The organism is Nonomuraea sp. NPDC047529, from assembly GCF_040642995.1.
Taxonomy (GTDB): domain Bacteria; phylum Actinomycetota; class Actinomycetes; order Streptosporangiales; family Streptosporangiaceae; genus Nonomuraea.
Map to the genome: position 1 here is coordinate 1 of NZ_JBEYTJ010000062.1, position 13,726 is coordinate 13,726.

The 13,726-nt window shown below is 73.5% G+C and carries 14 protein-coding genes and 1 pseudogene; 9 read left to right on the top strand and 6 right to left on the bottom strand.

Going from position 1 to position 13,726, the window contains the following annotated elements:
- Both ABZ815_RS49195 and ABZ815_RS49200 read left to right on the top strand, forming a co-directional pair.
- Nucleotides 1-418 (top strand): annotated as a pseudogene (locus tag ABZ815_RS49195) (hypothetical protein); the annotation flags it as partial.
- Between the two features lie 13 nt (nt 419-431).
- Nucleotides 432-1,235 (top strand): TIGR03084 family metal-binding protein, encoded by an 804-nt coding sequence (locus tag ABZ815_RS49200; protein WP_357709406.1) that lies wholly within the window; start codon nt 432-434, stop codon nt 1,233-1,235.
- Nucleotides 1,236-1,300: 65 nt separating this feature from the next.
- Here the strand turns inward: ABZ815_RS49200 and ABZ815_RS49205 are convergent, their stop codons facing one another.
- On the bottom strand, nt 1,301-2,803 hold the full coding sequence (locus tag ABZ815_RS49205) for a benzoate-CoA ligase family protein (protein WP_357709409.1): 1,503 nt from the start codon (nt 2,801-2,803) through the stop codon (nt 1,301-1,303).
- A gap of 230 nt (nt 2,804-3,033) precedes the next feature.
- On the opposite strand from ABZ815_RS49205, the gene ABZ815_RS49210 reads away from it, so the two are divergent.
- The 3 genes from ABZ815_RS49210 to ABZ815_RS49220 all read left to right on the top strand — a co-directional run bounded on the left by ABZ815_RS49210 (nt 3,034) and on the right by ABZ815_RS49220 (nt 5,925).
- Nucleotides 3,034-4,071: a hypothetical protein gene (locus ABZ815_RS49210; protein ID WP_357709412.1), complete on the top strand. Its 1,038-nt coding sequence runs from the start codon at nt 3,034-3,036 to the stop codon at nt 4,069-4,071.
- 96 nt (nt 4,072-4,167) lie between these two features.
- On the top strand, nt 4,168-5,154 hold the full coding sequence (locus ABZ815_RS49215) for a helix-turn-helix transcriptional regulator (protein ID WP_357709415.1): 987 nt from the start codon (nt 4,168-4,170) through the stop codon (nt 5,152-5,154).
- A gap of 60 nt (nt 5,155-5,214) precedes the next feature.
- Nucleotides 5,215-5,925, top strand: a complete 711-nt coding sequence (locus ABZ815_RS49220; RefSeq protein WP_357709418.1) for an aminoglycoside phosphotransferase family protein — start codon at nt 5,215-5,217, stop codon at nt 5,923-5,925.
- Nucleotides 5,926-6,133: 208 nt separating this feature from the next.
- On the opposite strand, the gene ABZ815_RS49225 is transcribed toward ABZ815_RS49220, so the two are convergent.
- Nucleotides 6,134-6,304 carry a hypothetical protein gene (locus ABZ815_RS49225; protein WP_357709421.1) on the bottom strand — a complete coding sequence of 57 codons (171 nt, stop codon included), beginning with the start codon at nt 6,302-6,304 and terminating at the stop codon, nt 6,134-6,136.
- Between the two features lie 318 nt (nt 6,305-6,622).
- Between ABZ815_RS49225 and ABZ815_RS49230 the strand changes: the two genes are divergently transcribed.
- Nucleotides 6,623-8,164, top strand: a complete 1,542-nt coding sequence (locus tag ABZ815_RS49230) for an acyl-CoA carboxylase subunit beta (protein ID WP_357709546.1) — start codon at nt 6,623-6,625, stop codon at nt 8,162-8,164.
- A gap of 9 nt (nt 8,165-8,173) precedes the next feature.
- Here the strand turns inward: ABZ815_RS49230 and ABZ815_RS49235 are convergent, their stop codons facing one another.
- The gene (locus ABZ815_RS49235) at nt 8,174-9,616 is read right to left on the bottom strand and encodes an MFS transporter (protein WP_357709424.1); all 1,443 of its coding nucleotides are present in this window, start codon (nt 9,614-9,616) and stop codon (nt 8,174-8,176) included.
- 371 nt (nt 9,617-9,987) lie between these two features.
- On the opposite strand from ABZ815_RS49235, the gene ABZ815_RS49240 reads away from it, so the two are divergent.
- Genes ABZ815_RS49240 through ABZ815_RS49250 form a run of 3 tightly spaced genes read left to right on the top strand, consistent with a single transcriptional unit; the run spans nt 9,988 to nt 11,833 of the window.
- Nucleotides 9,988-10,323, top strand: a complete 336-nt coding sequence (locus ABZ815_RS49240; RefSeq protein ID WP_357709427.1) for a hypothetical protein — start codon at nt 9,988-9,990, stop codon at nt 10,321-10,323.
- Entirely contained in the window at nt 10,320-11,090 is a 771-nt protein-coding gene (locus ABZ815_RS49245) for a 4'-phosphopantetheinyl transferase superfamily protein (protein WP_357709429.1), read from the top strand. The genes ABZ815_RS49240 and ABZ815_RS49245 overlap by 4 nt, the downstream gene beginning before the upstream one ends.
- 17 nt (nt 11,091-11,107) lie before the next feature.
- Nucleotides 11,108-11,833: an alpha/beta hydrolase gene (locus ABZ815_RS49250; RefSeq protein ID WP_357709432.1), complete on the top strand. Its 726-nt coding sequence runs from the start codon at nt 11,108-11,110 to the stop codon at nt 11,831-11,833.
- Here ABZ815_RS49250 and ABZ815_RS49255 read toward each other — a convergent pair.
- From ABZ815_RS49255 to ABZ815_RS49265, 3 genes are all read right to left on the bottom strand, one after another.
- A complete protein-coding gene (locus tag ABZ815_RS49255) occupies nt 11,777-12,319 on the bottom strand; it encodes a hypothetical protein (RefSeq protein ID WP_357709435.1) in 543 nt (180 codons plus the stop codon). The genes ABZ815_RS49250 and ABZ815_RS49255 overlap by 57 nt on opposite strands.
- Nucleotides 12,316-12,873 carry a hypothetical protein gene (locus ABZ815_RS49260; protein ID WP_357709438.1) on the bottom strand — a complete coding sequence of 186 codons (558 nt, stop codon included), beginning with the start codon at nt 12,871-12,873 and terminating at the stop codon, nt 12,316-12,318. Before ABZ815_RS49260 ends, ABZ815_RS49255 begins: the two co-directional genes overlap by 4 nt.
- Nucleotides 12,874-13,017: 144 nt before the next feature.
- The gene (locus tag ABZ815_RS49265) at nt 13,018-13,665 is read right to left on the bottom strand and encodes an isochorismatase family protein (protein WP_357709441.1); all 648 of its coding nucleotides are present in this window, start codon (nt 13,663-13,665) and stop codon (nt 13,018-13,020) included.
- Nucleotides 13,666-13,726: the final 61 nt, after the last annotated feature.

A 13,726-nucleotide genomic window follows, 5' to 3' on the forward strand; every position in this document is an offset into this window, starting at 1 on the left:
CGACCCCCGGCGCGGCGCGGCGTTCGCCCGGCCCGCGGCGGCGAACGAGGCGGGCGGCGCGCGGCGGCTGCCCGACCCGGTCCGCGAGCTGGTCGCCGAGCGGGTGTCCGGCTGGGACGGCGTCCCGCCGGGCCCCGGCAACGGCTGGGCCGCGGAGGCCGCCGCCGCGCTGCCGCCCGCGCAGCGCCCGGCCGCCCGGCTCGCGCTGCTGACCGCGCTGGCCTCCCACCAGGTGGACCGGCGGGTGGTCGACGAGTTCCGGGCCGCGCCGCCGGACTCGGCCGCGCCTGCCGGGGCCGCGCTCGTCGAGGTCGTCTCCTGGGCGGCCATGACCGCCGCCCGCCGGACCGGCGCCTGGTGCGCCCCGCCCGCCGCCCGGCCCGGCACCCCGCTTCCGACCGTATCGACAGCCGACTGAAAGGAACGAGGACGTGACCGAGCTAGAGGTAGTGCTCGACGACCTGGCGGCCGACGGCGACCAGCTCGACGCGCTGGTGTCGGGCCTGGACGCCCAGCAGTGGAAGCTGCCCACCCCCGCGCCCGGCTGGACGATCTCCGACCAGATCGCCCACCTGGCCTTCATCTTCCGGCTGGCCACCGCCGCCGCCACCGACGCCGAGGCGTTCAAGGCCATGACGGCCGGCGCGGAGAAGAACTTCGACGGCGCGGTGAACGCCGCGCTCAAGGCGTTCGAGAACGACTCGCCGGACACGCTGCTGGCCAAGTGGCGGGCCGGACGGTCCGAGGTGCACGCGGGTCTGGCCGCCGTGCCCGCGGGCCAGGTCGTGCCGTGGCTGGTCAACCCGCTGCCGCCGATCGTGCTGGCGTGCGCGGGCATCATGGAGACCTTCGCGCACGGGCAGGACGTCGCCGACGCGCTCGGCGTCCGGCTGGAGCGCACCGACCGGCTCCGGCACCTGGTCGTCTTCGCCGTGCTCACCCGGGACTTCGGCTACCTGTCGCGCGGGCTGACCCCGCCGGCCGAGGAGTTCCGCTTCGAGATCACCGGCCCCTCCGGCGAGGTGTGGGCCTACGGCCCCGAGGACGCCGCCCAGCGGGTCAGCGGCCCGGCCGAGGACTTCTGCCTGCTGGTGACCAGGCGGCGGCACCGCGCCGACCTGGCGGTCACGGCGACCGGCGCCGAGGCCGACCGCTGGCTGGACCTCGCGCAGGCCTACCGCGGGCCGGCGGGCGCCGGCCGGCGTCCCGGCCAGTTCGCCCGCGCCGGCGTCTGAGCAGGGCTTCCCGAACCGCGGGCGCGCCCGTCCGGAACTCCCCCAGTCCCGGGCGCGCCCGCTTCTCACGCCCCGACCTCCAGCGCGCGGCGGTCCACCTTGCCCGAGGCCGTCTGCGGCAGGCGCTCCACGAACGTGATCTTCCGGGGGAACTTCTGGGCGGCCAGCCGGGCCCGGACGAACGCCTTCAGCTCGGCCGCCTCCACCTCCGCCGACGCCACCACGTACGCGTGCGGCCGGGTCAGCCCGCGCAGCCGGTACCCGACGACCGCGCACTCGACCACGGCCGGGTGCTCGCGCAGGCAGTTCTCGATCTCGGCGGGCGCGACCCAGGACCCGCCGACCTTCAGCAGGTCGTCGGCCCGTCCCTGGTAGCGGAAGTAGCCGTCGGCGTCCCTGGTGACCAGGTCGCCCGAGCGCACGGTCCGGTCGCCCACGAACGTGCGGGCGGTCCGCTCCGGGTCCTGCCAGTACTCCAGCGCGACGGCGTCGCCGCTGACCTCCAGCCGTCCGGTGCCGCCGTCGGGGACCTCCCGCCCGTCGGGGTCCACGACGCGGGCGCGGTAGCCGGGGACGACCTGGCCGAGTGTGCCGGGCCGCACCCGTCCCGGGCGGTTGGACAGGAAGATGTGGTACGCCTCGGAGGAGCCGAGCCCGTCCACGACCTCCACGCCGAAGGTGTCGCTCCAGCGGCGGTGCAGTTCGGGCGGCAGCGCCTCGCCCGCCGACGTGCACAGCCGCAGGCTGCTCAGGTCCTGCCGGGCGGCGTCGGGGTGGGCCAGCATGGCGCTCATCATCGTGGGCACGTTCACCAGGACCGTGGGCCGGTGCTCGGCGATCAGCTCGAAGATCGTCTCGACCCGGCTGCGCTCGGGGAAGATCACGCCGGTCGCGCCGACGCCGAAGGGGAACAGGGCGGTCAGGTCGCGGGCGTAGCCGAAGAACAACTTGGGCACGGGCAGGACCACGTCGTCCGGGCGCAGGTCCAGCACGCCGCGGGCGTAGGAGTCGAAGCTGACGTGCGGGCTCCTGGCGGGCAGCACGCAGGCGCGCGGCGCGCCGGTGCTGCCGGTGGTGAACTTCCACAGCGCCACGTCCTCGGCGGCGACCGGCACCGCGTCCAGCCGGGCCTCCTGCGCGGCGACCAGGGTGTCGAAGTGGTGCTCGCCGGGGCGCAGCAGGTGGCGCGGCACGCCGGTGACGAGCAGGCCGGTCAGCCCCGCCGCGCGCAGGCTCTCCAGCGCGGACGGCCCCGCCACCACCAGCCGCGGACGGGCGTAGCCGGCGAAGTAGCGGTAGTCCTTGGGCCGCAGGAACGTGTAGACCTCGGCGGTGACCGCGCCGATCTTCTGGGCGCCGTACCAGGTGGCGACCGACTCCACGCTGTCGTCGGCGGCGATGAGCACCCGGTCGCCCCGGCGTACGCCGAGCTCGCGCAGCGCGTTGCCGGCGCGGTCGGCCAGGGCGCGCAGCGTGGCGTAGTCCACGCGGCCCTGGCGGGTGACGAGCGCGGTCCTGGCGCCGTCGGCGCGGTCGAGGAATCGTGCGGCGATGTTGAAAGAGTCCATGACAGGCCTTCTCGCTGCTCTGCTCGCGGGCTGGTTGCGTCTTCCACGGTGCCGGGTGAGCGAGGCGCGCAGGGGGTCCGGCGGCGTCAGCAAGCTGGCAGACGTGGCAGCTTGCTGACGGTTTCTCCCGGATTGCGGGATGGCTGCCGGAGCGTTGACGGGCTCGTCCGGCCACGCGTGTACTGATGGTGCGGCGGCCGCGACGGCCGTCGCGCTGCGGAGGAGAAGCGATGGCATCCACGCCCGCGGGCTCGTGGCCGGTGACGGAGACGACCGGTGAGGCGACCGGTGAGACGGCCGTTCCGATGGCCGACTCCCTAGGTGGCACCGTCCATCTGGCCTGTGCCGAATCGCCGCGGGACGAGCTGGCCGTCGTCGTCGCCGGCTTCTCCGGCTACGAGGCCCAGAGCAGGGCGCGGGCCCTGGCGCGGCTCGCCGCCCTGCGCCGCCTGCGCCGGCTGCCCGGCGACGGGCGCCAGGCCGCGTGGACGGGGACGGAGCTGCGCCTGTCGGACTTCGTCGCCGACCCGCCCGCGAGCCTCAGGCTGCACGTGCCCGGCACCGGCCTGCTCAGCGGGCGGCGCTACCGGCTGCCCGTCGAGGTCGTGTGGACGGGCGGGCACGAATGCCTGGTCGAGCCGGCCACGAGCGGCGTGGTGGACAGCGGCGTGCCGGAGGCGATCGCCGAGGTGGTCGCCCACGACGTGGTGGCACGCTGGTGGGCCGCGCCGCGCGAGCCGCTGCTGCGGGTCTCCGGCGCGCTGGAGCGCCTGCTGCCGCCCGGCGTGACGGCCGCGGCCGCGGGGCTGGGGCTGCGGATGTCGGCGTTCGTGTTGTCGGTGCCCGATCTCCGGGTCGCCCTGGTGACCGTCGGCGGCGAGGGCGCGACGCTGGCCGCGGCGGCCGGCCGTACGGTGAAGTCGGCCGTGTGCGAGGCGTTCCTGCGCGCGATGGCGGCCAAGGCGCAGCCGTGGAGCACGCTGGAGCTGCCCGACTGCCTGCGCCGGTTCGCCGTGTGGGAGCGGGAGGCCGACTATGCCGCCCATCTGGAGCGGCTGGCCGTCGACGCCGATCCCCGGCTGGTCGACGAGGTGAGCGGGCTGCGTCCGTCCGGCTGGCCGGAGATCGCCGCGCGCCGGTTCGGGCACGAGCCCGTCGCCGTGCGGGCGGACGGCGACCGCGGCGAGGTGATCAAGGTGCTCTGCCCGGGGGCTCTGTGCTACCGGGCGGCGTCCGGGGCCACCGTGCTGCCCTGTCCCGTGCCCTGACCTCCGCCGGGAAAGCGCAACCTGCGAGGAGTGCCGGCCGCCTGGATTCCGATAATGGAACTGAAGCTCCGGCCGCCGACCCCCGGGAGGTGGGGCGTGGATCTGTCCGTCATTGGAGTCACCCCCGAAGCGGAGGCGGTCTACCGCTACTTCCTGCGCCATCGGGGCGAGAGCGTCGGCTCGGTGCCCGAGGCGCTCGACCTCGATCCCGAGACGGTGGAGTCGGCGGTGGAGACGCTCGACCGGCTCGCCATGCTCGACCTGAACGACCGCCACCGGGTCACCGCGACCGAGCCGCGGGTCGCCATCGAGCGCCTGGTCGAGCAGCGTCTGGAGGAGCTGAACGCGGAGATCCGCCGGGTGTTCGGCGCCCGCGACGCCATCTCCAGCTTCCTGGAGGACAAGCGGGAGGGCGACCGCTCCAATGCGGTGCTGGACATCGAGCGGGTCGAGAGCGGCGCGCGGGTCCGCCAGCGCCTGGACGACCTGGCCTTCTTCTCCTACAAGGAGACGCTCTGCCTGCACCCGGGCGGCCCGTTCAACGAGGTGATGATCGAGTCGGCGCTGCCGCTGGACACGCGGTCGCTGCGGCGCGGCCTGGCCCTGCGCGAGATCTTCCATCCCAAGGCGCTGGAGGACCAGCGCATGGTGTCCTACCTGCGCGAGCTGGCGCACCTGGGCGCCGAGATCCGCGTCACCGACCAGCCGATGGACCGCATGCTCATGTACGACCGCAGCGTGGCCGTCGTGCCGATCGACCCCAAGGCGCACTCCACGGGCGCGCTGCTGGTCCGCGAGCCCGGCCTGATCTCCCAGCTCGTCATCTACTTCGAGGGCCTGTGGAAGGCGGCCGTGCCGCTGGCCGACCACCTCGACCCGCCCGGCGAGGAGCCGACGCTGTCGAAGATGGAGCAGCGGGTGCTGGCGGTCATGGCCACGGCCGACAAGGACGAGATCGCCGCCCGCGAGCTGGACATCTCGGTGCGCACGTACCGGCGTTACGTCGCCGACCTCATGGCCAGGCTCGGCGCGGTCAACCGCTTCCAGGCCGCGCTGCGCGCCAAGGAGGAGAACTGGATCTGATCCCGTTCTCCCCGTCGCTTCCGGCGACCTGGCCCCTCGGCAGGTGGCATCGTGTCCCGGATGATCGAGATACCGGAGGCGTTCGCGCGGGCCACCGTCGAGCGTGAGGGAGAGCCCGGAGCGGCGTGGCTGGCCGAACTGCCCGGCATCGCCGGCGAGCTGCTGGACCGCTGGGGATGCGTGCCGGACGGCGAGGTCCTGCACGGAGGGGTCGGGATCGTCGTCCCGGTGCGACGGCGGGCCGGGGAGGCCGCCGTGCTGAAGGTGTCGTTCCCGCATCCCGGCAACGTCCACGAACCGGACGCGTTCGCGGCGTGGGGCGGGCGCGGCGCCGCACCGCCGCGTCACGCGGTGGACGCCGCCGTGGCGACCGTCCGGGAGCTGGGCCGCGTCCAGCCGGACCTGCTCGTCCACGGCGATCTGCACGCCAGGAACGTGCTGCGGGCCGATCGTGAGCCCTGGCTGGCCGTCGACCCCAAGGGGTACGCGGGAGACCCCGCCTACGACGGCGGCACGCTGCTCAAGTCCCGCGCGCTCACGCTCCTCGAAGCGGACGACCTGGGCAAGGCGGTCCACCGCGTCCTGGACGTCTTCGCCGAGGCCGCGGAGGTCGATCGCGAGCGGGCCCGGCGCTGGGCCCAGTTCCACGCCGTCCAGGCCGCGTTCTGGGGGCGCCGCCACGGCTTCCGCATCGCCCGGGGCGGCGCCCGCCTGGACCGGCTGACCGAGTTCGCGGACCACCTGGCGGAGCTGCTCACGGAAGGCCGGTGACATCCGGCCTCCGCCGGATGGATCGGCTTTAGAAGTGGCGGGCCGGCGTGGGCTCGGGTCGGCGTCCGGCCGGTGGCGTGGGCCCGCGAGAACGACGAGAACCCCCGCGTCCCGGTCGCGGGGGTTCTCGTCGTTTACCCGGTCTTTTTCCTTCGGCAGACCTCCTCGGAGAAATGTACGGTCAATTCCTTTCCGGTGTCGGGGCTCTTTACGGCCAGGTGTTGCCCTGCGGGGAGGGAAGCGGGGTGGGAAGCGGCCAGGTGTTGCCGTCGGGGCCGGCCGGCGCGGGCCAGGTGTTGCCCTCGGCCTGCACCGCGACCGTGTCAGCGGCGGCGGTGGCGGCCTGCGCGGCGGTGGCGCCCACGGCCCAGACGAGCATCCCGGAGACAATCGCGATAATCCACTGGGAAATCCTCTTGGCAACAATGTCGTTCGTCATTTCACTGCCTTTCTCTGCGGTCCGTCTCACTGTTTCCCTTGCACTTCCCACTTTGCGCGGCGGCGAGGCCGTGAACCAGGCTTCGGCGAGGCAGCAAGCTGCAGGGCGTTTCCGCTTCCTGCCACGTCCGGCGCGGTCAAGCACTGCAGGAGGTGACATGAACCGGTCATCGATCTTTAACTGGACGTACCGGAAGAGTCCGAGGAGGAAGCGATGACCATCTCCCCCGAGGTCCTCCAGGAAGCGCCGCCCTCGCCCATGGACCGCCTGCGCGAAGAACTCGCCGACGCGCGCGCGGACGTCGCGCGCGGCCGCCCGCAGGCCGTGGAGCGGCAGCACTCGCTCGGCAAGCGCACCGCGCGCGAACGGCTCGACCTGCTGCTGGACGAGGGCTCGTTCCTGGAGATCGAGATGTTCCGGCGGCACCGGGCCCAGGGGCTCGGCATGGAGGCCCAGCGGCCGCACACCGACGGCGTCGTGGCAGGATCCGGCACCATCGACGGCCGCCGCGTCTTCGTCTACGCCCAGGACTTCACCGTCTTCGGCGGCTCGCTCGGCGAGGCGCACGCGCAGAAGATCCACAAGGTGATGGACCTGGCGTTGTCCAGCGGGTCGCCGTTCATCGGGCTCAACGACAGCGGCGGGGCCCGCATCCAGGAGGGCGTGCTGTCGCTCAACGGCTACGGCGGCATCTTCCAGCGCAACGTGCAGGCCTCGGGCGTCATCCCGCAGATCGCCGTCGTGCTCGGGCCGTGCGCGGGCGGGGCGGCCTACTCGACGGCGCTGGCCGACTTCACGTTCATGGTGCGCGACACCGCCCAGCTCTACCTGACCGGCCCGGACGTGGTGGAGGCGGTCACCGGCGAGCGCATCACGCACGCCGAGCTGGGCGGCGCGCAGGTGCACGCCACCCGGTCGGGGCTGGCCACGTTCGTGCACGACGACGAGGAGAGCTGCCTGGCCGCGGTGCGCGACCTGGTCTCCATGCTGCCGGGCAACAACCTGAGCCGCCCGCCCGCGCTGCCCGCGCGCGGCGCGGCCGGCGACGCCCGGCCCCGGCTGGCCGAGATCGTGCCGGTGGAGCCGAACAAGCCCTACGACATGCGGCTGGTCATCGCCGAGGTGGTGGACGACGGCGACTACCTCGAACTGCACCAGAGCTGGGCGCCCAACGTGATCTGCGCGCTGGCCCGGATCGACGGCCAGGTCGTCGGCGTGGTGGGCAACCAGCCGACGGTCCTGGCCGGCGTCCTGGACGTGTCGGCCGCGGAGAAGGCGGCCAGGTTCGTCAGGTTCTGCGACGCCTTCTCCATCCCCCTGGTCACGCTCGTGGACGTGCCGGGCTTCCTGCCGGGCAAGGAGCAGGAGCACGCGGGCGTCATCCGGCACGGCGCCAAGCTGCTGTACGCCTACTGCGAGGCGACCGTGCCGCGCGTCCAGGTCATTGTCAGGAAGGCGTACGGCGGGGCGTACATCGTGATGGACTCCCGCTCGATCGGCACCGACCTGTCACTGGCCTGGCCGACCAACGAGATCGCGGTGATGGGTGCCGAGGGCGCGGTCAACATCATCCACCGCAAGGAGCTGGCCGCGGCGGCCGACCCCGCCGCCCGGCGGGCCGAGCTGCTGGAGCAGTACACCCGCGAGCTGGTGCATCCGGCGTACACGGCCGAGCGCGGCCTGGTCGACGCCGTGATCGACCCGGTGGAGACGAGGTCGGCGGTGGCGCGCGGCCTGGCCATGCTGCGCGACAAGCGCAAGCACGTGGCGCCCCGCAAACACGGCAACCTTCCCTTGTAGGGCTTCCCGTCAGTTCCCCTGGTCGGAGCAGGGGACGGGCGCGGCCGTCCGGGTGCGCGGGCCGGGAAGCCTGAGTGCGGCCAGGACGCCCGTCAGCATGACGGCGCCCAGGACGAGGACCGCCGCGCGCATCCCCTGGGCGGAGGCGTCGCGCAGGGCCTGCCCCGCGAGCCCTTCGATGCCGTGGTTGGCGACGGCCACCAGGACCGCCAGGCCCGCCGCGGTGCCCACCTGCAGCGCGGTGGAGGCCACCCCGGAGGCCAGGCCCTGTTCGTCCGCCGGGACGCCGGTGCCGGCCGCGATCCACATGGCCTCGTACGTGATGCCCATGCCCAGTCCGATGACGACGACCCCGGGCAGGACGGTGAGGAGCGAGCCGTCCCCCTGCATGCCGGGGGCCAGGAGCACGGCGCCCACGGCGTTGACGACGATGCCGGCGATCAGCGTGCCGCGGGTGCCGAGCCCGTGGACCAGCCGCTCGCTGAGGAAGTTGCCGGCCGTGATCGACAGGGTCGGGCCGAGGAACGCGAGGCCGGTCTCCAGGGCGTTGAAGCCGAGGACGTCCTGGAGGTACAGGGTCAGGAAGTACGGCACGGCCTGCATCGTCAGGCCGAAGACGAGGATGACCACGACCGCGCCGCTGAGCGCCCGGTTGCGGAACAGCCGCAGCGGCATCAGCGGCGTCCGGCCGCGGGCCTGGACGCGCAGGAACACCGCCACCAGGGCCACCGCGAGCACGGCCGCCGCGACCGTCTCGGCCCGCGCCCAGCCCGCTTCCGAGCCGTGCGCGACCGCGAAGATCAGCAGCGTGATGCCGGCGGTGCCGGTGAGCGTTCCGGGCACGTCCACGCCGCCCCGGGTGGCGCGGCCGTCGGGGGGCAGCAGGGCGAAGGCGCCGACGACGCCCACGGCGGTCAGCGGGACGTTGACGTAGAACACGGCCTGCCAGCCCAGGGCCTGGGTGAGCACCCCGCCGGCCAGCGCGCCCGCGGTGAGCCCGCCGGCGCCCGCCATGGCCCAGACCGTCAGCGCGCGGTTGCGCTCCCTGCCCTCGGCGAAGGCGGTGTTGACCAGGGCCAGCACCGCCGGGAACAGCACCGCGCCGGCCAGGCCCTGCAGGGCGCGCCCGGCGAGCAGCGCCGCCGGCGCCGTGGCCAGGCCGCCCAGCAAGGAGGCCACACCGTACAGCACCATGCCGAGCACGAACATCCGCCGGCGTCCGGCCAGGTCGGACAGGCGCCCGCCGAACAGCAGGAAACCTCCGTAGAGGACGGCGTACGCGGTGACCACCCATTGCAGGGTGTGCGGCGTGAAGCCGACATCGGAGGCGATGTCCGGCAGGGCCACATAGATGATGGTGAAGTCGAGACTGATGATCAGATGCCCCAGCGCGAGCAGCGCGAGTCTCCACCCCGGCCGCCGGATGCGGGCCGGGGAGCGGGTGATGGACATGGATGTGCCTTTCGTCCGTACGGGGTCCGGTGGCCTGTCATGGCTGCACCGGAACCGGCGGACACTTGTTGGCACACCCCCTGAGGGCACTGGGGTGGGCGGCGCCCGGGCTCGGGCCGTCCGGTCCGTTCATCGCCCCTCCCCCAGGTGTTCCGCGCCGTCTCCCGGACGACTATGCCGCCCGCCGCGGTCCGCGGGATCGGCCGTCCGGTCTCCGTGGCCCGGGACCTTGGACCTAGGACCAGGGGCGGGCCCGGTGACAGCATGCGGCGCCGGCCTGCAGCTTCCTGACGTCTCCCGCCCTGGATCGCGCCCCTGTCGGATCCCACAGTGGAGGTACGAGAGACAGACCTCAGGCAGACGAGACGGAGATGAGACCCCATGTTCGCCCCTTCACGCCGCACGGCGACGAGGAAGCCATGCTGATCCAGGTGACGATGCGCCAGGTCCGCGGGCTGCCGATCCTCGGCTCCCCGATCGACGGGATCCGCATCATGGCGCTCCTGCCGGGCCGCTGGCACAAGGACCTCACCCAGGCCGGCGGGGACATCGTCATCCGGATGCGCGTGGACGAGCCCCTGACGAGCGCGCAGGTGCGCGCCGAGGTGACCCGGACCCTCGCCAACCCCGAGGTGGACCGGTGGGAGCTGGTGGCCTGCCGCGTCCTGTCCCACAGCAGCACAGCCGCAAGGGAGGAAGACCAGTGATCGCATCTGTGGTGGCGCCGGGAGAGTGCCAGGTCTGGTGGGCCGGGCCGCGCGACCATCCGGAGGGGACCCTGCTGTCGGTGCTCAGCGAGCCCGAACTGGAACGGGCCGCGCGCTTCCGTCGCGAGCCCGACCGCAGGCGGTTCCTGACCGGCTCGTGGCTGCTGCGCACCGCGAGCGCCGTGCAGCTCGGGATCCGTCCCGAGGACGTCGTGGTGAACCGGTCGTGCCCCGACTGCACCAGGTACCACGGCAAGCCGCAGGTCAGGGCACCCGGATTCCCGCTGCACGTGTCGGTCTCGCACTCCGAGGACCGGGTCGCGGTGGCCGTGACGACCGAGGGGCCGCTGGGGGTGGACGTGGAGGCCGTGCCCGCCGACCCGGTGGACGACCTGGCCCGCTGCGCGCTCACCGAGGCCGAGCTGGCCGTCCTGGAGGCCTTCCCCCAGGAGGACAGGTACGAGGCGTTCGCGAAGGTCTGGGTGCGCAAGGAGGCGGCGCTCAAGGCCACCGGGCACGGCCTGCGGGTGCCTCCGACGGAGGTGGCGGTGAGCGGTCCGGCCGACGACCCGGCCCTGCTGAGCTGGCCGCTGGACATCCCGCCGGAGAACCTGCGGTTCCGCGTCCTGTCGCCCGGCCGCGGCTACGTCGCCGCGGTCGCGGTGATCACCAGCCGTCCGGTCGAGGCGGTGGAGTTCCACCTGCCCGCCGCGCGGGCAGACTTCGCACGTGGCCCCCTGCCGGGGCCGCTGGCCGGCGTCGCGTGACGAGGAGGACGATCCAGATGAGAAGGACCTTCCTCCTCCTGCCGGGCTCCTGGTCGGGCGCGTGGATCTGGGAGCCCGTCGTCCGGCGGCTGCGCCTGCTCGGGCACGACGCCCGCGCCGTCACCCTGCGCGGCCTGTCCGGGCCGCGCGGCGACGTCGCGGGCGTCGGCCTGCAGACGCACGTGGACGAGGTGCTGACCCTGCTGAAGAACGAGGGCCTGCGCGACGTCGTGCTCGTCGGGCACAGCTACTCGGGGCTGGTGGCCGGCCAGGTCGCCGACCGGGCGCCGGGCCGCGTCGCGCACACCGTGTACGTCGAGGCGTCCCTGCCGCACGACGGCCGTTCGATGCTGCACGCCTTCCCCGACCGGCAACGGGAGCAGGAGCTGCGCCTGATCGAGGCCGGCGGGGGCCGCTGGCCCGCCCCCGACCACACGTTGCTGGCCGAGGGACAGGGCCTCACGGCGGCGCAGGCGCGCTGGCTGGCCGCCCGCTTCGTCGGCCACCCCGGCCGCACCGTGGCCGAGGCGGCCGTGCTCAGCACGCCGCTGGAGCGGCAGCGGGCCAGCTACGTCGTGTGCGCCCTGGACCACTTCCAGGGCAGTCTGTCCCCCGACGTGTCCGCGCTGCGCGCGGCACCGTCCTGGGACTTCCACACGCTGGACACCGGCTGCTGGCCGATGGTCTCAGCGCCCGGCCCGCTCGCCGCTGTGCTGTCCGACGCCGTCGCCGGCCGCCTCTGAGCGGGCGGCGTCCTCGGGACCCGGTGCCAGCCCGGGCCGCGAGGAGCCGGGCAGCAGCCGCCGCAGCGACCCGGCGTGCAGGAACCACAGCAGGCCCAGCGCCACGGCCAGGAGCAGGGCGCTGAAGACCCACTCGTTCGACCCGCCCGGCCCGTAGACGCGGCCGCCGGAGCCGATGTCCACCGCGCGGACCGGCTGCCCGGCCTGGTGGGTGTAGCGGTCGCTGCCGTAGATCTCGACGTCCGAGCGGCGGACGGCGCCGTCGTCGGAGCGGAAGTCCCCCGTCCAGACGCAGGACTCGTGCCCCGGATGCGTGATACAGGCCAGCGTGCGCGGCACGAACACCCCGGGCGCGCCGTCGGCGCGGGCAGCGCGGACGACCGTGCCGAGGTTCGGCACGGTCAGGAACAGCAGGAAACCCGCCATCAGGCTGAGCACGAACGAGAAGGCCGGGGAGACCCCGCGGCGCCCGGAGCGCGCCATCACGCGGGCGAGACCGCGCAGGAGCAGCGCATGGCCGCCCGCTCGGCCGGGCGGGGGCCGCGGTGCAGGAGCATGGCCACCACCATGGGCACGAAGACCAGCCCGTTGTAGAACAGGTGCAGCTCCATGCGCGGGACGAGGAGCTGGATGATGCTCGTCGGCACCGGACGGCCCATCAGGTTGTTCCCGGTGAGCGCCTGGAGGAGCAGCAGCAGGTGCTCCAGGTGGTGCCAGATCTGGATGCCCAGGGAGATGTTCCACCACGTACGGGACCTGCCGGTGAAACCGGACCGCAGCATGAGCAGGCCGATGAGCATCAGCAGCGCGTAACCGTAGTGCATCCACTCGGAGCTGACCAGCCAGGGGAAGGGCATGCCGAGGACGCCGCGCGCCTCCTTCAGCGGCCAGCCCAGCACGTAGACCTGGATGGCCTGGGCGACGTGCTCGGCCCAGTGGGCCAGCACCACGACGAGGTAGAGGGTGAGGGCGGACTTGTGGTACCGGGTGTTGAGCGCGGTCAACAGGCCGGCGGACTGCGACACCGTGTGGGTGGCCATGCGGAACCTCGGCTTCCGGGATCGTCGGTCGCGCGTCGTCCCGGCATGGCGAGGTCGCCGGTGGATGGTCTTCGGTCCCCTTCGGGTGTGCCTGCTCCGGGAGATCGCGAGTTCAGTGTCCGTTGCGATCCCGCGCCTGACAACTCACAAATTGCGCGGCAGGCCGGCGAGCAGTTGCTTGGTCGTCAGGGTGACGCCGCAGCGGCCCGCGACGTAGCCGAGCGTCCGCCGGTGGTCGGCGGCGGTGAGGTCGGCGACGGCGTCGGCCACCACGTACGGCTGGATGTCGTGGGTGAAGGCGTCCAGCGCGGTGGTCAGGACGCCGATGTGGGCGTAGACCCCGGCGATGAGGAGCTGGTCGCGTCCCGACTCGCGCAGCCACCACAGCAGGCTCGTCTCGTGGAAGGCGCTGTAGCGCCGCCGGGTGAAGATCCAGTCGCCCGGCCCCGGCGCCATCGGCTCGGGGAAGCCGCGCCGGGCGGGTTCCAGCCGGTCACTGCGCCGCCAGAAGTCCTTGGCCAGCCCCTGCTGCTCGCCGGTCAGCAGTCCCGGCTGGGCCGCGTAGGCCACGGGGACGCCGAGGCGCGCGCACAGCTCGCGCAGCGCCGTCACGTTGCGCACCAGGTCGGTCAGCGGCGCCTCGCCGGACGGGAAGAGGTCGAGGCAGGCGTGCTGCAGGTCCACCAGCAGCAGGACGGCCCGGCGGCGGTCGGGCGTCCAGGTGACCGCGGCGGGCGGCAGCTCGGCGGCGTCCGGCATCGGATAGGGCTCGATTTCTGAAACGACCGGCACGGCGACCTCCGAATTTCTCTCAACTTTTTGAGGCTGTCTCCATGATGTGCCGCGGACGGCG